The organism is Marinagarivorans cellulosilyticus (genome assembly GCF_021655555.1).
GTDB classification, from domain to species: domain Bacteria; phylum Pseudomonadota; class Gammaproteobacteria; order Pseudomonadales; family Cellvibrionaceae; genus Marinagarivorans; species Marinagarivorans cellulosilyticus.
Map to the genome: position 1 here is coordinate 1522412 of NZ_AP023086.1, position 18335 is coordinate 1540746.

General features: G+C 45.3%; 17 protein-coding genes. 7 read left to right on the forward strand and 10 right to left on the reverse strand.

Features of this window, described 5'->3' with window-relative positions; all coding sequences use genetic code 11:
- Window positions 1–33: 33 nt before the first annotated feature.
- From MARGE09_RS06120 to MARGE09_RS06140, 5 genes are all read left to right on the forward strand, one after another.
- The gene (locus tag MARGE09_RS06120) at window positions 34–741 is read left to right on the forward strand and encodes a DUF6445 family protein (protein WP_236986462.1); all 708 of its coding nucleotides are present in this window, start codon (window positions 34–36) and stop codon (window positions 739–741) included.
- Window positions 742–771: 30 nt separating this feature from the next.
- Complete coding sequence (locus MARGE09_RS06125; protein WP_236986463.1) at window positions 772–2328, forward strand: tryptophan halogenase family protein; 1557 nt, start codon at window positions 772–774, stop codon at window positions 2326–2328.
- Window positions 2329–2520: 192 nt separating this feature from the next.
- Window positions 2521–3468, forward strand: coding sequence for a hypothetical protein (locus tag MARGE09_RS06130; protein WP_236986464.1), 948 nt, complete (start codon window positions 2521–2523; stop codon window positions 3466–3468).
- 278 nt (window positions 3469–3746) lie between these two features.
- Window positions 3747–6404 (forward strand): DUF1592 domain-containing protein, encoded by a 2658-nt coding sequence (locus MARGE09_RS06135; RefSeq protein ID WP_236986465.1) that lies wholly within the window; start codon window positions 3747–3749, stop codon window positions 6402–6404.
- Window positions 6405–6424: 20 nt separating this feature from the next.
- Window positions 6425–7828, forward strand: a complete 1404-nt coding sequence (locus tag MARGE09_RS06140) for a DUF1552 domain-containing protein (protein WP_236986466.1) — start codon at window positions 6425–6427, stop codon at window positions 7826–7828.
- A gap of 39 nt (window positions 7829–7867) precedes the next feature.
- Here the strand turns inward: MARGE09_RS06140 and aroE are convergent, their stop codons facing one another.
- Together aroE and tsaC are read right to left on the reverse strand one after the other, a co-directional pair.
- Complete coding sequence (gene aroE / locus MARGE09_RS06145; protein ID WP_236986467.1) at window positions 7868–8689, reverse strand: shikimate dehydrogenase; 822 nt, start codon at window positions 8687–8689, stop codon at window positions 7868–7870.
- A 44-nt stretch (window positions 8690–8733) separates the two neighbouring features.
- Window positions 8734–9339 carry an L-threonylcarbamoyladenylate synthase type 1 TsaC gene (tsaC, locus tag MARGE09_RS06150; RefSeq protein WP_236986468.1) on the reverse strand — a complete coding sequence of 202 codons (606 nt, stop codon included), beginning with the start codon at window positions 9337–9339 and terminating at the stop codon, window positions 8734–8736.
- 158 nt (window positions 9340–9497) lie between these two features.
- On the opposite strand from tsaC, the gene MARGE09_RS06155 reads away from it, so the two are divergent.
- The gene (locus MARGE09_RS06155; RefSeq protein WP_236986469.1) at window positions 9498–10079 is read left to right on the forward strand and encodes an MliC family protein; all 582 of its coding nucleotides are present in this window, start codon (window positions 9498–9500) and stop codon (window positions 10077–10079) included.
- 14 nt (window positions 10080–10093) lie between these two features.
- Here MARGE09_RS06155 and MARGE09_RS06160 read toward each other — a convergent pair whose 3' ends face one another.
- From MARGE09_RS06160 to ectA, 7 genes are all read right to left on the reverse strand, one after another.
- Window positions 10094–11512, reverse strand: a complete 1419-nt coding sequence (locus MARGE09_RS06160; protein ID WP_236986470.1) for a sodium/proline symporter — start codon at window positions 11510–11512, stop codon at window positions 10094–10096.
- A gap of 20 nt (window positions 11513–11532) precedes the next feature.
- On the reverse strand, window positions 11533–11868 hold the full coding sequence (locus tag MARGE09_RS06165) for a hypothetical protein (protein ID WP_236986471.1): 336 nt from the start codon (window positions 11866–11868) through the stop codon (window positions 11533–11535).
- 18 nt (window positions 11869–11886) lie between these two features.
- The gene (locus tag MARGE09_RS06170) at window positions 11887–12795 is read right to left on the reverse strand and encodes a tetratricopeptide repeat protein (protein WP_236986472.1); all 909 of its coding nucleotides are present in this window, start codon (window positions 12793–12795) and stop codon (window positions 11887–11889) included.
- Window positions 12780–14216: an aspartate kinase gene (locus MARGE09_RS06175; RefSeq protein WP_236986473.1), complete on the reverse strand. Its 1437-nt coding sequence runs from the start codon at window positions 14214–14216 to the stop codon at window positions 12780–12782. Before MARGE09_RS06175 ends, MARGE09_RS06170 begins: the two co-directional genes overlap by 16 nt.
- A 9-nt stretch (window positions 14217–14225) precedes the next feature.
- A complete protein-coding gene (locus MARGE09_RS06180) occupies window positions 14226–14636 on the reverse strand; it encodes an ectoine synthase (RefSeq protein WP_236986474.1) in 411 nt (136 codons plus the stop codon).
- Between the two features lie 79 nt (window positions 14637–14715).
- Entirely contained in the window at window positions 14716–16029 is a 1314-nt protein-coding gene (ectB, locus tag MARGE09_RS06185; RefSeq protein ID WP_236986475.1) for a diaminobutyrate--2-oxoglutarate transaminase, read from the reverse strand.
- A gap of 107 nt (window positions 16030–16136) precedes the next feature.
- Window positions 16137–16637, reverse strand: a complete 501-nt coding sequence (gene ectA / locus MARGE09_RS06190; protein ID WP_236986476.1) for a diaminobutyrate acetyltransferase — start codon at window positions 16635–16637, stop codon at window positions 16137–16139.
- 495 nt (window positions 16638–17132) lie between these two features.
- Here ectA and MARGE09_RS06195 point away from each other — a divergent pair, with 495 nt between their 5' ends.
- Window positions 17133–17648, forward strand: coding sequence for a MarR family winged helix-turn-helix transcriptional regulator (locus tag MARGE09_RS06195; RefSeq protein WP_236987328.1), 516 nt, complete (start codon window positions 17133–17135; stop codon window positions 17646–17648).
- Window positions 17649–17662: 14 nt separating this feature from the next.
- Here the strand turns inward: MARGE09_RS06195 and trhA are convergent, their stop codons facing one another.
- Entirely contained in the window at window positions 17663–18322 is a 660-nt protein-coding gene (gene trhA, locus MARGE09_RS06200) for a PAQR family membrane homeostasis protein TrhA (RefSeq protein WP_236986477.1), read from the reverse strand.
- Between the last annotated feature and the right edge of the window lie 13 nt (window positions 18323–18335).

Consider the following 18335-nt stretch of genomic DNA (forward strand, 5'->3'; position numbering starts at 1 on the left):
ATATTCAAATGTGTGAAAAATATCGAGAGTTGTATGGAATCAATTGCGTATGAACTTTGCAAAGATTCAAGCATTAAAAGCTTTAGGGTTGGAAATGAACAGCAAGATGTTTTAGTTGTTGATAATTTCTTAGAGGGCGCCGAATCCTTAAAACAGGTCGCGGTGAATGGAAGCAACTTTTCATGTTCTGATTCTTTTTATCCAGGTGTTCGCATGCCGGTGCCTCAGGCGTATATCATCGCTATAGTCAAAAACCTTGGCTATTTTATTGAGAATTTCTTTCATTTAGAAGTGCGCAAAATTAAAAGTGTTACGTCAAGGTTTTCAATAGTAACTACGCCTCCACATGAACTGGAATTGAGGCAGCGAATTCCTCATTTTGATGCCCCGTCTCGCAAAGGTTTGGCTGTGGTACATTATCTTCAATCGTTTCCATCCATGGGGACAGCGCTGTATCGGCACAAGCCAACAGGTTTTGAGTATGTCGATGAGAGCCGCTATTTAGATTATGTGAACTCCATAAATCAAAGATACCCGACCGAAGGTGATTATCCAGAAGGCTATATTAACGGTCCTACAGATCAGTTTGAGGAAGTGATTTCATTCGACGCAGTCTTCAATCGATTGCTAATGTATCGAGGTACAAGCCTTCACTCTGGGAAAATTGGAAAAGATTATAGCTTCGATCCCAACCCCGCCACGGGCAGGCTTACGGTAACGTCGTTTTTTGAATTTAATTAATTAAATAAGTGGTGGAGTTTAAAATCCCCAATGAATACTCCTGTTAAGAAAATCATTATAGTGGGCGGGGGGGCAGCAGGTTGGCTTACTGCCGGTATTTTGGCTGCCGAATACAAAAATCTTGCATCAGGTATACAGATTACCTTGGTTGAATCAGCAGATGTTAGTGCCATCGGGGTGGGCGAGGGAACTTGGCCGTCGATGCGTGCTACATTGAAAAAGATTGGGATACCGGAGGCGGATTTAATAACTCAATGCTCTGCATCATTTAAGCAAGGTTCGAAGTTCGTTGGCTGGAAAAACGGTATCGAAAGTGATGTTTATCATCACCCATTTACTATTCCGAATGGTTTTTCGGAGTGTAATCTTGTGGCTGCTTGGCAGGCCCAATTCTCTCACTTACCTTTTGCAGATGTTGTATCTATACAAAGTGCAATTTCAGAAAGTGGTTGTTCTCCTAAGCAATTTACGACTCCGGAATATGCTGGTGTAGTAAATTACGGCTACCATATTGATGCCGGAAAATTCGGAGAGCTATTGCAAAAGCACTGCACCGAAAACTTGGGTGTGAAACATATAGTCGGCCATGTCACGCATTTAGAATTTTCACCAAATGGCGATATTGCTACTGTGAATACTAAAGAGGCGGGAGCTGTCAGCGGCGACTTATTTATTGACTGCACCGGCTTGGCGTGTCTTCTTCTCGGGCAGCACTATGGAATTCCTTTTGTCGATAAAAATAAGTATTCCATTAATGATTCGGCCCTTGCTGCGCAAGTTCCTTACCCAGAAAGCTCTAGCCCCATAGCATCGGCTACAGTGGCCACTACGCAAACTGCAGGTTGGACCTGGGATATTGGATTGTCTTCGCGACGCGGCGTTGGTTATGTCTATTCCAATGCCCATATTACGGATGAACAGGCTGAGTGTGAGCTGCGTGCGTATATTGCAAAAAGTGTAGGGAGCGATGTTGCAGGGAAAGTGGCTACACGCAAGCTTTCCATTCGTGCCGGGCATCGTGAACAATTTTGGTATAAAAACTGCGTAGCTGTGGGGATGGCTGCTGGTTTTATCGAGCCTTTGGAGGCGTCCGCACTGGCTTTAGTGGAGTTGTCGGCCAGTATGATTCGCGATGAATTACCTATGACGAACGACACTATGGGGCTGGTCGCAAAGCGCTTTAATGATATTTTTGGTTATCGCTGGGAACGTATTATCGAGTTTTTAAGATTGCATTATATATTAACTGAGCGCCGCGACACTGAATATTGGCGGGATATGTGTAGCCCTGATGCTATGCCCGAAAATTTGCGCCAGCAATTACTACTGTGGGCTCAGCGCCCGCCTTATTACAATGATCTGATTCAAGCGGAAGAAATTTTTCCAGCAGCAAGTTACCAATATGTACTTTATGGAATGGGGTTCAGATCCGATATAAGTGGTGTTATAAAAACGTCTGATAATCTGAGTTTAGGCTTGGAGAAGATTAAGGATAACTTTGATAAATCTCCTAGGTGCGTAAGTTTACTGCCGTCAAATCGAGAGTATATTGACAATGTTTTTAAATATGGCATACAAAAAATTTAATGATTTCATGAATTTCTATATGGCGCCGTCACGTTGTTTGGGCCTCTTGATCGGTTATCAGGTTTAGGGCGGTACTACACTTCTATTTATCGCCAATTACTGTAAGTCTCAGTAAATAGCGTATGGCAAGCTAAATCAAAGCTTTCGCCGTTTGCCATTATCCGCTAATGTAATTACAAAAAAGGTGATTACATGCCCTCTCGTACTATTCCCCCTCTCCAATTACAAGCTACAGCCGATTTTTTTAATCGGTTGTATAATCAATTCGCGCATTTATTTTTAGATCCAAATGGTGATTTTTACAAGAGTGTTCAGGCGCGTTTATCCCCCACCAGTGAAAACCTTACATTTGAAAATTTATTAAATATTCAGCGTCTTATTTTTAAAAATATGGAGCTGCATAATCAAAAAGATTGGTACCCCATTTTTCATTGCGTGTATGTTCAAAGCCAGCGTACGTCGGCGTTTTCTAAGCAGTTATTTGCAGCGTTGCTGGCTGAGTGTCAGGCGGTTATTGGGCAGTGGCATTTTGATCATGTGCTCGTACCAGGATGTGGTAAATTTTTTGAAGTAGAGGACGTTTGTCGGTTGTTGCGGCCTGCGCGTGTGGATGCGCTTGATATTGATTATCAGGATATCGAGTTTTCCCGTGCGATGGCGCCGGATTTGGCTGCTGTGCAATGGAGGTATTGCGATCTCACGCAGCCGCTAAATCGCAAATATGACCTCGCTCTGCTACTGCACCCTCAGGTTTGTGATTATGATCGCCTGTGGGCCTCTCCTACCTATAAGCGCTATGGCGATGAGTTTATGGTGCCGGCTGCTGATTTACAGCGTGCGGCCACTTACAAATTTATTCCGCCTACATGGTTGGCAATATTGGACAACAGCTTTACCGCCTTGAAGCAAGGGGGGCATGCTATTTTTATGTGTTATGAGCATAGGGAGCTTGCCATGATACAAAGTTATTTAGAAAACAAACCGCAGCTTAAAATTGCTTACGCGGATGTGAATACACTCACCGTAGACCCCGCTTTCAGCGCTGATATGCTCGCTTGTTTAAACGGGCCACAACAGCCGTCGGCCGAGTTTGTGGCCATGGGCGCGTATAGAGCCGTCATGGTTGTTTCTAAGCAATAGCCCGCCGCCTCGCCGCACTTTGTTGTCATCCTGCCTACTGGCGGCACCATGTTAATGTGGCGCTGCTTGCTTTTCTTATGATTCAATTCTTATTTTTGGTTGTTTTTATACCATATATATTTGAATTGCGTCTCATATTCGATAGCGCGTCCATTGATTCCTCCTTATTTTTAAAAGGCTGTGTTAGATTCCAATTGAGTATTCAGTGATTTTTTATGCTGCATATGGTGTTTTATATAACAAATAAAATTGGTTGAAACATTAAAATAGGTGGCCCTATGTTCAAGCGCGCTCTCATTGCAACCCTGGCTTTTAGCCTTGCGGGGTGCATGGGCACGACAACAGAAGAAAGTAGCTCCAGCATAAGTAGTTCGCTGGCGACCATAAGCAGTAGTCGCTCAAGCTTGCCGCAAACTGCATCTTCTGTGTTTAGCTCTATCGCTCCCAGCTCGGTTAACTCTGTAATATCTTCATCGTCAATTATTTCGAACAGTTCATCGCCGGCTGCGGTGGCTATTCCTAGCAAAATACAGTCTGAAGACTTTACCGGTTATCAAGATTCCACCCCAGAAAACAAAGGAAATTGCGGCCCCAATCAGCCTGTAGATATGCAGCCTGTTATTGAGGGCAATATAGGGATGTGCGACATTAATTGGACGGCGGCCGGAGAATGGTTGGAGTATCAAGTTACTGTAGCAACGCAGCAGCGCTTTGAAGTTGTTGTTAGCTTGGCTTCGCTCGGGCAGGGCAAAAGCATGAGTGTTTATGTGAGTGGTGATTTGGTTGGAGAAGTGCTTGCACCAGCTCTTGGGTGGGCAACCTACAGAAATCTCAATGTTGGGAGTTTGGTTCTGCCTGCTGGCGAGCACACCGTGCGTGTAGTGATGAATACGGGCGGCCTAAATTTTAATTTTATTCAATTCAAAAAAGAAACACTTTCAGTCAGTTCGTCTAGCGCTCAATCGTCACTGCCTTCGGCAGATAATTTGAGGCTCGGTCGCAATGAGTGGGAGGGGCAATGCGCGAACTGCCATGGCCTTGATGGCCAAGGTGGTGTGGCATTCGAACGCCCAATTAATTTATTGCAAAAAACGCGCAGTGAATGGATTGATTATATTTACAATTTTATGCCATTAGGTAACAGCGCCAAAGTGGCTTGTGATGTGGAGTGCTCCACTTTGGTTACCGACTTTATGTTGGCCGGTTACCCTGGTACCGAGCTAGAAGACGTGAGTTGTAACGGTGAGGTCGAAGATCATTTAAATCCACCTATCCGCCTTTTAACAACGAAACAGTATGAGTTATTAATTGGTGATGTTTTTTCTGCGTTAAATCTAAACCTTGATAATCTATTCCCACAAAAACTCATGAAGGACAGCCTAGTTGGCGGCTTCACTAATAATTCTGGTGTTGTTGTGGATAACAATAACTTGGATGATTTGCTGGCGGTAGCCGATAAGGTTGGCGATGCCGCAGCGAGCCAATTTAGCCGTTTAGTGGCTTGCGGTACTACCGATAATTGTATTGAACAGTTTGTGCTGCAATACGGCAGGCACTTATTTCGTGACGCGCCAACAAATACCCAAATTACGCAATTGATGAATTTATTTAAAGAGGCAAGTAATACAGCGCAAGGAATAAAATCTGTAGTTATGGCGTTATTGCTTTCGCCGCAAACGGTGTATCAATATGAAAGCGCAGTGGATACCCGCACGTTATTACCTGGGCGAGAATTAGCAGCGCGTTTAAGTTTTATGATTTGGAATGCCGCACCCGATGAAGCATTATTAAATAAAGCTAATAGTGGCGCGCTAAATACCAAAGCAGGTGTTATTCAGGTTGCAAATGAAATGCTGAAGGATGCTCGCGCAACGCAGGGGCTACGCCAATTCTACCAGGATTATCTGCATATCGACCCAAGTTTTAATTTATTGGCTGGCGCTGGCGGTACGACGAGTGCACCTAAGGGGGAGTGCTCAACCACAGCGCAATGTAAGCAGCTATACGACGGCGCTACAGACTGTAATAACGGCGTTGGTGGTATATGTTATTGCGGTAATGATGCGTGCTCTCAAGTGAGCTCGGTAGGGAATAGCGGTGTTGAATTTGGTATTAATGGTCGCCAAGCTGCAGAAGATATTACTCGTTTTACTAGCTATTTAACGCGCGAAAGTGAAGGTACATTCCAAGATCTTTTATTATCCCGAAAAGCGTTTGTTGATAATACAACGGCAAAAATCTATGGCGTTAGTGATCAGCAGTTGGCCTCAGGTAATAAATACCTGGGTGGCTCCAAAGTCATGTTGGATGAAAATCAGCGTGCAGGCTTATTAACCCGCATTGGTTTTGTTCTTCATGGCGGCGGGCAAGCAGTTGGCTTAGCCAGCCCAACCGATCGCGGCATTGTGGTGCGTAAAACTGTTTTGTGCCAAGAACTACCAGAGGCGCCTGGCGATGTGGCTTTCCCCGATTTACCAGACCCTGCCGAAAAAACATGGGTAGAAGTTGTTAAAGAGGTTCACCTCGCAGGGGACACCGTATGCAGCCGCTGCCACAAACCTATGGATTTAGTGGGTTTTGGTTTCGAGCATTACACCTTAAATGGCCAATATATTGATACATACCCCAATGGCAAACCGGTGGATGCTAGTGGCGAGTTTTATCCTATTGATGGCTTTCCAGCACAAAACCTTGATGGCCAAAGTTTTTCTGATGGTATTGGTTTAAGCGAACTTATTGCCGGTAGCGATACCGCGGCGGAGTGTTTCTCTTTGCGTTGGGTTAATTACTCGATGGCGCGCGATACCAATAATAGCGAGGATGCTTGTGCGGTAGAGCAAGTTGCCGCAGATTTTAAGGCTAACAATTACTCTTTAAGTGAATTAATTGTGTCTATTGTTAGTAACCCTGCGTTTCGCTTTCGCAACCCTGAATAACAGCACGAGGAACTATCGTCATGTCACACAATGATAAATACACACGCCGCGCCCTATTAGGGCGTGTTGGTGGCGCAGCTGCTGTTACGGCATTAACGCCATTTTTACCTTATACAGAAGCCGAAGCAGCGGTTGCGGCTAAGCCTAGGTATTGCTATTGGTTTACCCCTGTGAACCCCAAAAGTAGTTTGGTGGATCCTACTTTATCGACGTCAACGGCTGAAGAAAGCAATTTAAACTTTCGCGGTGCCTATACTGACCTCAACAGTATGAATAATAAAATGTCGCTGTATCGCGGCCTTACCAACATGGCGCGCAAAGATGGTGATCTCGGTGGTGGTCACCGCGATTCTTGGGTAAGCATGCTCGTGGGAGCGGCTCCTAAAAGGGGGCGCGTTTCTGCTGGCGGTACTGATTTAGGTGGCGGCGCGGGCATTGGTAATTATTCATCAATTGACCAGTTCATTGCCAATGAATTACCAAAATCAGGCGTTACCACGCCGCTAAAAGATATTCGTTTTGGTTGGGAGCACGCGAAAGATGGTTTAAATAGTGTTTCTTTTTATAAGGGGGCAGAGCAACTACGCGATGGCCAACCGAGCCGTCTTTTTAAGCGTATGTTCGATGTATCCGGTCAAGGTGGCGCGGGTTTAGATCAAACCTACAAAAAGAATGTACTCGACTATGTTTATGGCGATTTAAAACGTGTGCAGGGTAAGTTAACTGCTGACGATCGCATACGCTTGGAAAAGCATTTAGATTCAATTGATGAAGTTCAGCGGGTTATTAGTGCGGCAGAGAGTAATTCGGGGAGTTGTGAAATTCCTGATAGCTTAGAGAATAATGTTATCCGGTTAGATCAAGCAGTATTAGCTTTTAGTAAGTTAACCGCGCTAGCTTTTAATTGTGATTTAACCCGTGTAGCAGGCGGGCAGTTTCTGCCATACCAAGGTGGTAACTCTTACCATAAAATACAGGCTCAGGGGTTAAATACATTAGGTAATAAAGTCAATGCAACATGGCATTCGGCCACCCATGATAAAGGCGGTAGCGGTGCGGATGTTTCTGCATTTATTCGCGGCGTGCAAAAGTACCGCTGTAAGATGTATTTAGACCTTATCAATGAATTAAATTCATTTGATGAACCTACGGGCGGTACTTTGTTAGATAGCAGCATTGTTCATTGGTATGTGGAAATATCTAAAGATCACAAAGTAAGCGACTTGTTTAACCTTATTGCGGGTGGTGCAGGTCACTTTAAAATGGGTAAGCAATTTATTGTTGGAGGTAAAACGGGGGATAACGCCAACGCGACCCAAAACATGCTGCTAACCTCTATTGCAAATGCAATGGGTCTGCCTATTCAAAACTTTGGTGAAGCTAAATACCATAATGGACCTGTTCCGAATAAATATTTAGCTTAATAAAAAGGGGCAACATTGCGTTGCCCTTTTTTATTGTCGCTATTGGTTGCGCAGCGCATCAATTACTGGCGTTATATCCGGCATAACACCCCGCCAAAGCTGAAAAGACTCGGCAGCTTGGCCGACCAACATACCTAGGCCATCTGTTAATAGTGAAACGTTCTGCTGTTTAGCCCACAAAAGAAATGGCGTTAATTTCTTGGAGTACATCATGTCGTAGGCGCCAGTGTTTTTATTATTGGCAAAAATGCTCTCGGGCACCGGGGGTAACTCGCCGGCTAAGCTCGCAGAGGTACCGTTAATAACGGTGTCAAATTCATAGCCGGTTAAATCATCAAAACCGCAGGCGCGAATATTGCCGTAGTTATCGAAAATATCGGCAAGCATTTGTGCTTTTGCCACAGTGCGGTTAGCAATAACCACTTCTTTTGGTTGCTGGGCTAATAATGGCTCTAATATGCCGCGCACGGCACCACCAGCCCCCAATACTAAAATTTTTGCGTTTTTTAGTAAAAAGCAATTGCGCTGTAAATCATTGATAAGGCCTGCGCCGTCGGTGGTATCCCCTAATATGCTGCCATCAGTTTGTTGGATCAGTGTATTTACCGCTCCTGCAAGCTGTGCGCGTGGGGTGAGTTGATCTGGAAAGGTAAAAGCGTTTTCTTTAAACGGTACCGTCACGTTTAGCCCTTTACCGCCACTGGTAAAAAAACGTTTTACATCTTTTTCAAAGTGGCCTAGCTCAATGAGTATTTTTTCGTAACTCAGCTTTTGCTGGGTTTGTTTTGCAAACAAGGTATGGATTGCAGGGGACTTCGAGTGTGCAATGGGGTTGCCAACAACGGCATAGCGATCTTGCATTAATTCGTATCCTAGAGTGTTAAGTATAAATAGCGCACAGAGTGTTAGCTGGCACGGATTATTTTTCCGGTTATTAAATGCTGAATTTGGCTGGGTTTATTCGCATTACCTACAATGCCAGGGCAATAGCGTAATTGGTGACCAAAACGGTTGTTGGTGAAATAGCAGCGCGCTTTAAGGTTTGTGGTTGCAGGTTGCAGGCCTTGTGGATTTGCCGAGGTTGATACTATTGGGCTACCTAAGCGATAACACAGTGCCTTTACAACGGGGTGCGTGGTTACCCTTACAGCTACAGTATCAAAGTCGCCGTGTATAAAAGCGGGGACGCGATTGTGATGCGGAATTAACCAGGTCTGTGGGCCGGGCCAGCTTTTTTGTAGTTGTGCCTTGTGTGTATCGCTTAAATCGTGAAGTAAAAAATCGAGCTGCTTTACATGGCCGGCAATCAAAATTACGCCTTTAGCTTGCGCGCGATTTTTTAACTGTAGGATCTTTTCAACAGCACTGCGGTTAAATGGGTCGCAGCCCAAGCCCCATACTGCTTCTGTAGGGTAAGCAATAACTTCTCCTGCAGCTAAAGCATTCGCACATTGCGTGATGTTGGGGTTAGCTAGGTAGAGGCGCTCTGAGTCTGTATGTGGTGTAGTCATAAGCCTAATCAAACTGCTATAGGGTTAAATGCGGCAAGTTACCGTAATTGACGCAAGGGCTCAAGCTTCCTGTAATTAAGGGGTATCCATTGGGTTGGCAGCTGTCACAATTTACTTATAAGATAGGGTTTACCTGTATTCAAATAAGGGGTGTTACTATGTTATGGCTTTCGATATCGACTTTAACCAAGACGCTGCGCGCGATGGTATTGGGGGGCTTGGTATTGGCATTGTTTTCCTGTGCCGCAGCGCCTACAACGCAAACCGAGGCTCCAGATAAAATCACTTACGACATGAATAGCTGGCGAGATGTTATCCCCAGTAATTGTGCGCGTTACTTTGATGGTTGCAATAATTGCATGCGCAGCGATGCGCAAAGTATGGCGGCCTGTACCCGCAAGGCGTGCTTCGAGTACAGCATGCCGCGCTGTTTAGATTCGCAGCCGGTAGAAACTGAAACTACTAGTTACAAAAAAGTGATTTATCAGTGTGATGACGATGTAGTGTTATCGGTTTTTTATGGGGAGTATCGTTCAGATGATTTGCGTATTAAGTTAACGCCAGAGCAAATATATTTGAGTGATGGCGGTACTCATACGGCACATTTATTATCGCGAGAGCGCTCGGCTTCAGGTGAAAAGTATCGCAGTAAAGAAATCACTTTTCACGCTAAAGGCCAAAGCGCTACAGTACTTAAAGACGGCAAGGTGTCTTATCAAAACTGTACGCTTACCCCTTAATTATTGGGGGGCGTTTAATCATGGCGCAGTTTTGGCGTTGCTATTAGGTTGTAGCCGCTAAAGCATGCCCAAGTTAATAAGCCTACGACAATACCTGGCAAGCCTTCATACACATAGCTATTCCATCCTAAGTGGCGCCATACGTAGGCGCCTAAAAAACCAGCAATTAGCATGGTAATACTTGCCGCTTGTGAAGGTTTGGCTCCTAAGCATAAAACCAAAAGCAAAGGAACAAATGCACTACCTAAGCCAGACCAGGCCATAATAACTAGGTTAAAAACACTGTCGTTAGCGCTTAATGCGATACCTAGGGCGACAACGGTAAGTAACACCGTTGTCGCTTTTAAAAGCATCGTGCTTTCTGTTTTGGATTTCAGCAGGTCGTGGGTAATAGCTGCCGAGCAGCTCAGCAATAAAGAATCTGCGGTGGACATAGTAGCGGCAAAAATACCGGCCAATATTAAGCCAACCAGTACTGGCGGTAATAATTGTTGCGCCATAGTGGGCAGTGCTAGCTCCGCATCAAAACTGCCTGTATCGGCAATATAAACTCGGGCTAACATACCTACCGCCGTGGCCATGCAATAAAAAGCAATAAACCATAGGTAATACCAAGATTTCGCTTTTAGCATATTTTGGTTGTTGTCTAGTGTCATAAAGCGAACCATCACATGGGGTTGCCCAGCTACGGAAAACCCAGCGACTGTCCAGCCAACAAAAAACAATACAATACCGCTGATGCCATCAAAGGCTGTGCCTTTGGGCGCAAGTTGCATAAAGCCATCAATACTATGAAGGCTGTTAAGTGTTTGTGGTACGCCGCCAAGCTCTACCACTGCCATAACCAGCAATAGCGCCATCGCAAAAATCATCACGACAGACTGGGCAGCATCGGTCCAAATGGATGCGCGAATACCACCGGCAACACAATAAAGCGCTACCATTATTGCGCCAACAACTGCGCCAGCCCAGGTAGGCCAATCGAGCAAAACATGAAGGGCTTTACTGCCAGCCAACAGTTGCGCCGAGGCATAAGTTAATAAAAACGCCAGCGAAACCAAAGCAATTATTTTTTGTAAGTGAGCCTGATTACGGCCTTGCCAGGCGCTAAGAACGTGGCTGTAGCTCATGGCGCCGGTACGGCCAGCAGCTTTACGCAAACGCGAGTAAATTGTTAGCGAAGCTAAAAAGTCACCAAAAATCCAGCCTATCATTAACCATATGGCGGCAAGGCCGGTTGAGTAGGTATAGCCAATAACGCCAATAAACATATAGCCGCTGTTATTCGTGGCAACGGCAGAAAGCCCCACCAAGCTAGGGGCAACACTACTGCTAGCAAGGTAGTAATCTTTTTTAGTAAATTGGCTTTTACGGTAGGATAATAGCCCTACAACAACAAAGGCGAATAAAAAGGCACAAAAGGAAATAATCATAGGGTGAGCTTTATCTTATTTTAATTAGAGCCGCCAATCACGGGAATTGGGCTGGAGCGCGCATCGCGACCACGCACTATACGAACCACGCCTTCGTGGGAAATAGCGACATAATTTTCCATTTCTAATACGGTTTCAAATACATCGTAGAGCTCGCTTTTGGGTAATTTCTCGTCGACAAAAACGGTAATCGGCCGATTGGTACGCACGCGCTCACCAATGGCAATTGTTAAGTCTAAGCGCTGCCCTACGTGTTGAATAAATTGCATCAGTGTCATGCCACCGTAAGGATTGTCGGCATAACTTGGTGCACATAATAAGCTAAATAAAACAAGGGTAGAAAATACCCGTAGCATAAGGTTCTCCTGCGGTAGTTAATGAGTAGAACTGATCACTCTTTCAAAAGGCTCAAAACCTTTTAATTTTTCTAGCGCTGGGTCGGTGCTTATTTCTGAGCGGTAGCTTTCGTTTTTCTCAATGGCTTTTTCCAAAAACGATACAGACTCATCCAAATTGCCCATAGCTGCATAGGCGCAACCTAATTGATAAAACGCATGACAGTTTTCAGGGTCGATGGCCAGCGCCTGATGGCACAAGTTGGCTGCCCACTGAGGTTCATCTAGTTCCAATACAGTATCGGCTTTGTAGGTAAGGGCTTCACAGTCGTCGCTACGCATAGTGAGCAGGCGGTCATAAACGGCTATTTTTCCTGCTGGTGAGCTTTCTTGTTGTGCACGCAACCAAAGCGATTGAACCTCTTGGGTCAGTTCAATTTCGTTTTTATTTTCTTGAATGTGCTCGGTTTTCTTCTGTACTTCTTTTTCAATAATTTCCAAGCGTTGTTCATACTGATGCACTAATCGGGAAATCTCTTCGTCGGCTAGTGAGTGTACTCGCTCTTTAATTTCTCGAATCGATGTCCAGCCAACTAACACTAAAACGGAAGTAGCACCGGCAATAAGATAAAAGAAGTAAGTGATGGTATCTGTTGCGTAAGTAACGCCGCGATCAATGGAGCTGTGTTCTCTGTCGACAATTTGTTGAATGAGTTCGTGTTTAGTTTGTGCTTGCTCGATGCGGAGTTGTTTGAGCTCGTCCAATACGTAGCGCTCTACAAACGGGTTATAGAGCGGTGCATCTAATGCTTCAACGACTTCTTCAGCTGCGCTATCTTGCGGGCTGGTGTCTCTAACGGACTCGGCCTTAGCAGTTAAAATGCTAAGGCCGAAAAGACACAATACAAAAATGCGATACGTACTTGCCGTATTTAAGAAGCTAAGCATATGGCGCGTCCGTGATTGTGCACTTCAACTAACGCTGCGTGTAGGCTTTTCACGGTTTCGTCATAATCTTTTTCGTTGACGACAAACTGCATATCCACTTGGCGCATAGACTGGTGAATAGCCAACACGCTGACATCGCGGCTTGCTACAGCTTGTACTGTTTTGGCTAGAATGCCTGGTACCTGCATGTCGCTGCCAATAGCAGAAACAATAGCAACTTTTTGCTGATCAATTTCAGCTTCAGAGTACTTTTCTTCAAGCGCGGCGCGAATGCGTTTAACCGTTTTAAGGTTAGTAGCCAAATAGTGTGTAATGGTGTTGGCGTTTATATCTTTCGATACCACATGTGCTTTAAAGCGCTTAATTAAAGCAAGGATCTGAGTATCGTAAACCTCGTATTGGCCTGCCATATCTTGGTCGAATAACTCAAGGGCATAAATACCTTTGCAGCCGGCAATAATTTCTACACAAGGTTTATCGCTAATATAATCGCCGGTAATTAACGTGCCGGCATGCTCTGGCTCAAAGGTGTTTTTAACGCGCAGCGGGATTTTATTTTGGCGTAACCCTTTTGCCGCTTTAGGGTGTATTGCCTCCATGCCAAGGTTTGCTAGCTGGTCTGCCACATCGTAATTGGTGCGGCCAATGGGCACGGCATTGTCTTCGCCAACTAAGCGAGGGTCGGCACTGCTCAAGTGAAACTCTTTGTGAATAACCGCTTCACTGGCTGAGGTGATAACCGCCAAACGGCTAAATGTCATTTCACTGTAGCCTCGGTCAAAAGAGGACATGAGACCATCCTCTGAATGCGCATAACCCGTAACTATTGGCATTTCTTTGCTTAAATCGATACCCGAAAATGCAACGCGAATGCGGTCGTCAAGGGGGAGGTGCTTATCTGTGCGCCAGCCGGTTAAATCAACAAAACGTGCGTTGACGCCGTCGTGCTGCAAAAGTGTTGCAGTATTCCACGCGCTGTGAGCTTCCCCAATACTGGCTAGCATTTCGCGTACGGTTGCCAAATGTGAATCCAGTGCAAAGTGGCCGTGGGTACATAAGCTTTGCAAGTCTTGCAGGCATTTTTGTGCGTCGTCTAGGCGCTCGTTAATAAAGTCGTTTGCTTTATTTAATAGGGCGCTGTCGGGGAACAATGAAATATTAATGCTGTGCAATTCTTGGCGCAGGGCTAAAAATGCACTTTGCCAGCTGTTATCTTCCATACTGCTAGAAAATAAGCCGTAAATGCCGGGCAGCCCATTTTTTTTGTGCTCTAGTAATTTATCGGTAATGCCGCCGTAAGCCGATACCACAAATACCCGTTGGTAAAGGTTGTTTGAATGGGCTGGCTTGCGAATAATATTGTCGCGAATGGCGGCATAATCACTCATTGAGGTGCCGCCAATTTTTTCAATAGTATGCATGGGGTTTCCCTAGTTGCTACTTAATTCAAACTGACCGTCAAGCTCGTAAGCGCCTTGCGCGTTATGCACTTCGCGGCCGGTTAACGGTGGGTTAAAAACGCAAGCCATTTTCATTTCTGAAAAGGCGCGCAAAACATGTTTGTCGTTTTTGTCTAGGATGTAAACCGTGCCGGGTTTAATGGCGTAGGTTTTGCCATCGTCTAGTGTTTGAACTTCGCCTTCGCCGCTAATGCAGTACACAGATTCCAAGTGGTTTTGGTAGTGCATTTGAAAATCTGCGTCTTTATAGATGGTGGTGATGTGAAAAGAAAACCCCATCTTGTCGTCTTTTAATAGTAGGCGTGTGCTGTCCCAATTACCCTTAGGGTCTACTATTTTTCGGCCTTCTTTCTCGGCTTGTTCTAAATTACGTACAATCATTTAAACCATTAACCTCGGATTTTGATGAGAGAGTATGAAGCGCTAGCTAAAGCTAGCGCTAGGTAGGCGCGCTGAATACTTAGTTATTGGTATCCAAAACAACGTCGTCGAAGTAGCAGGATTCTTCTGGGATGCTATCTTCTTTGGCGCAGACCTCTTTAATGCTCTCTTCAATAATATCGATACCTTTTTTAAGGTTCTCGTCACTGATAATTAGCGGACAAAGGAATTTAACAATTTGGTCATCGGCACCGCTAGTTTCAATGATTAGGCCTTTTTTGAAGGCGCTTCGGGTAATTTTCTCGGCGAGATCACCGTTGATGCAGTTGATGCCCTTGAACATACCGCGCCCACGGTGAGTAAAGTTGCCGTCACCGTATTTGGCAACAATTTTTTCTAAGCGCTCAGAGATATACTCACCCTTGCGTTTAATTTCCTTAGAAAAGGTGTCGTCTGACCAGTAATTGTCAATTGCTGCTTTCGCCGTTACAAAGGCATGGTTGTTACCACGGAAAGTACCGTTGTGCTCGCCCGGTTTCCATTGGTCGAGTCCATCTTTCATCAGCAATACGGCAAAAGGTAAACCATAACCACTGAGTGATTTTGAAAGGGTAACGATGTCTGGATAAATTCCGGCTTCTTCAAAGCTGAAAAAGGTTCCTGTGCGGCCGCAGCCTGCTTGAATATCATCGATAATCAGTAAGATGTCGTGTGCTTTACAAATGTCGCTTAGGTTGCGCAACCAATCGAAGCTTGCAGCGTTAATTCCGCCTTCACCCTGAACGGTTTCCACGATGACTGCGGCTGGCTTGTCGATACCGCTGCTTGAATCACAAAGGACTTTGTCTAAATAAGCCGTTGTGTCTACATCATCGCCGAGGTAGCCATCATAGGGCATGCGAGATGCGCCCGACAAGGTGACGCCAGCACCGCCACGGTGAGTTGAGTTGCCAGTAACGGAGAGTGAACCTAGTGTTTGACCATGCCAGCCGTTGGTAAAAGAAATGATGTTCTCGCGGCCAGTATTTTTGCGCGCAATTTTAAGTGCTGCTTCTACCGCGTTAGTGCCGGTAGGGCCAGTGAACATAACCGTGTAATTAAAGTTGCGCGGCTTTAGGATTTTCTCACTGAATGTCTCGAGAAATTCCTTTTTGGCATTAGTGTGTAAGTCCAGCCCATGGGTGATGTTATCGCTCGCGATATATTCTAAAAGCTTTTCTTTGAACAGGTCGTTGTTATGTCCGTAGTTAAGCGTACCAGCACCGGCTAAGAAATCGAGGTACTCGTTGCCGTCGTCGTCGTAAAGAAACTCGTTCTTTGCGCGGTTAAACAAACGAGGAAACGAGCGTGCGTAGGAGCGAACTTCTGATTCGATCTCTTCAAAAATTTTCATTTGAACTCCGTTGAGTAAGTTATAAAGCTATAAAGTAATTTAGAAAGCAAAAGGGTGATTTCACTGCTAAGCGCTCTGGCCTAGCGTGTTGTTCCATGGGGCAGCAGCTATAAAGTCGCGGTATTAAATGGCCCGATGCGCGCTAGTAATTCTGAGTCGTGACGATTGTGGAAATGCTCGTGCTTATCGAAATAAGTGCTGCGCTCCAATTGGGTGTCTAGGTGCTTGCTGAGCTTAGTAAATAGTGCCCAAGAGCCCGCGTTGTCGGCGGTAATTGTGGTCTCAATAAATTGCACGTCGCGGCAGTTTTCGCGGGCTAGTATCTCTTGCAGCATTTTGCTGGCTAAGCCGCAGCCGCGAGCGCTTTCGCTTACGGCCACCTGCCAAATAAATAGGGTGTTACTTTTGCTCGGGGGGCGGTATCCGCTGATAAAGCCAACCAGTTCGTTGTCGCGCTCTGCGGCAACGCAGGTATCCGAAAAGTGGGTGCATTGCAATAAATTGCAGTAGCTGGAATTGGGGTCGAGAGGGGGGCACTGTTGAACCAAGGCGTGCACTCGCATGCCGTCGGTTTTTTCCGGTTTACGTAAAACCGTTTCGGTGTGCATAACTATTTTATTGCTCCGTATGGCAGAAACATAGTGTAGAAATATTTACGCATCTAAACAAATAAATGGCTGTTATTGGGTGATTTTTAGGCTGTTGGCGCGAATATCTACGCTGTATCGCCAAATGTTGCCAAAAAACAACGGTGTTGCTTAGTGCTGTAAACATAGTACACTAAGCAAAAAATATGTCCAGCCTAAGTTTTGATCAGCTTCAGGTGATTAATTTCAAATAATGACGATCCATTATTGCCATTTGATGGCGATTAGGGCCCCTATTTGGCTATTTCCTTTAGCTTGGCCCTTAAGGTAGGAAGGTTTAGCGCTTATTGGCCACAAAAGTACTTCGTGGTCTAAGCTTTATTTGCTGGTAATGCTCTTGCTGGCTAGCGGCCTTCTCAATCAAAGACTCATGCTGGTGGAGGGCCTGTGTATAATTCGACAGCAAAAACAATTTCGAAAGCAAAAACAATAACGTGGTTTGAAGGGATATTGGATTTGGACAGTATTGATAATGTATTGGTGGCGTTGCGCCGTGTTATACGCGCAACCGATTTGCACTCAAAGCATTTAGCCAAGACAACAGGTCTAACGGCGCCGCAAATATTACTGTTGCAAACAGTGCGCGATAAAGGCCAGGTAACCATTGGTGAGCTAGCCAGCGAGATGAGCTTAAGCCAAGCAACGGTGACGACTATTCTGGATCGCTTAGAAAAGCGCAATTTCGTTTTTCGCGAGCGCTCTAAGGAAGACAAACGCAAAGTGCATGCCTTTCTAACCGATGAAGGGCAAGAGATGTTGGTTAAAGCGCCCATACCGCTGCAAGACCAGTTTGCTAGGCAATTTGCCGATTTACAAGACTGGGAGAAAACCATGATTATTGCATCGCTACAGCGGGTGGCGCATATGATGGATGCTCAGCATATTGATGCATCACCGGTGCTCGATGTGGGCCTGCTGGATCGCCAAGATACAGCCTTGGATGCCAATGATGCTTATCAGGGTAAGGCGTAGCACTTTAAGAGTCGTTACAGTACGTAATGCAAAACGGTAAAGTAGTGAGTAACGCTACCGGCTAAAACAAAAAGGTGCCAAATGCCGTGAAAGTGTTTAACTTTTTCGTCGAATACAAAAAAGATAACGCCTACGGTATAGAGTACACCGCCAATAAATAGCCACATTACGCCGGTGGGCGTTAGTATCAGCCAAAGCGATTTAAAGGCCACGACAATCATCCAGCCCATGACTAAATACAATATTAATTGTATTACCCGTCCACCCTTGGCGGGCATGGCATCTAATACAATACCAATAATGGCGAGAAACCAAACGGCAGCGAATATTGTCCAGCCTAACCATCCATGCAGGGTTACAAGCGTGAAAGGGGTGTAGGTGCCGGCAATCAGTAAATAAACGCCTTGGTAGTCCAGCATTCGCAGGAAGTCTTTCCCCTTACCGCGCCAGCTGTGGTATAGCGTTGAAATAAAGTATAAAAAGAATAAAGATGTGCCGTACACGCTAAAGCTAATAATCTTCCACGGGTCGCCCTGCTCAACGGCTAATACCACTAAAACAATCAGCCCCACTAAGCCAGCTATAGCGCCGAGTAAATGAGATATGCTGTTAAAACGCTCGCCGTGATACATGGGTAATTCCTGCGCTAGTACGGTTATATTTGCGACCTTCATTGGTCAATCGCGT

Coding starts and splice junctions, on each gene's coding strand:
- MARGE09_RS06135 (WP_236986465.1), top strand. CDS start 3,747: ATGTTCAAGCGCGCTCTCATTGCAACCCTGGCTTTTAGCCTTGCGGGG.
- MARGE09_RS06125 (WP_236986463.1), top strand. CDS start 772: ATGAATACTCCTGTTAAGAAAATCATTATAGTGGGCGGGGGGGCAGCA.
- MARGE09_RS06120 (WP_236986462.1), top strand. CDS start 34: ATGGAATCAATTGCGTATGAACTTTGCAAAGATTCAAGCATTAAAAGC.
- aroE (WP_236986467.1), bottom strand. CDS start 8,689: ATGCAAGATCGCTATGCCGTTGTTGGCAACCCCATTGCACACTCGAAG.
- ectB (WP_236986475.1), bottom strand. CDS start 16,029: ATGAAAATTTTTGAAGAGATCGAATCAGAAGTTCGCTCCTACGCACGC.
- MARGE09_RS06165 (WP_236986471.1), bottom strand. CDS start 11,868: ATGCTACGGGTATTTTCTACCCTTGTTTTATTTAGCTTATTATGTGCA.
- MARGE09_RS06130 (WP_236986464.1), top strand. CDS start 2,521: ATGCCCTCTCGTACTATTCCCCCTCTCCAATTACAAGCTACAGCCGAT.
- trhA (WP_236986477.1), bottom strand. CDS start 18,322: ATGAAGGTCGCAAATATAACCGTACTAGCGCAGGAATTACCCATGTAT.
- MARGE09_RS06155 (WP_236986469.1), top strand. CDS start 9,498: ATGTTATGGCTTTCGATATCGACTTTAACCAAGACGCTGCGCGCGATG.
- ectA (WP_236986476.1), bottom strand. CDS start 16,637: ATGCACACCGAAACGGTTTTACGTAAACCGGAAAAAACCGACGGCATG.
- MARGE09_RS06180 (WP_236986474.1), bottom strand. CDS start 14,636: ATGATTGTACGTAATTTAGAACAAGCCGAGAAAGAAGGCCGAAAAATA.
- MARGE09_RS06170 (WP_236986472.1), bottom strand. CDS start 12,795: ATGCTTAGCTTCTTAAATACGGCAAGTACGTATCGCATTTTTGTATTG.
- MARGE09_RS06140 (WP_236986466.1), top strand. CDS start 6,425: ATGTCACACAATGATAAATACACACGCCGCGCCCTATTAGGGCGTGTT.
- MARGE09_RS06175 (WP_236986473.1), bottom strand. CDS start 14,216: ATGCATACTATTGAAAAAATTGGCGGCACCTCAATGAGTGATTATGCC.
- tsaC (WP_236986468.1), bottom strand. CDS start 9,339: ATGACTACACCACATACAGACTCAGAGCGCCTCTACCTAGCTAACCCC.
- MARGE09_RS06160 (WP_236986470.1), bottom strand. CDS start 11,512: ATGATTATTTCCTTTTGTGCCTTTTTATTCGCCTTTGTTGTTGTAGGG.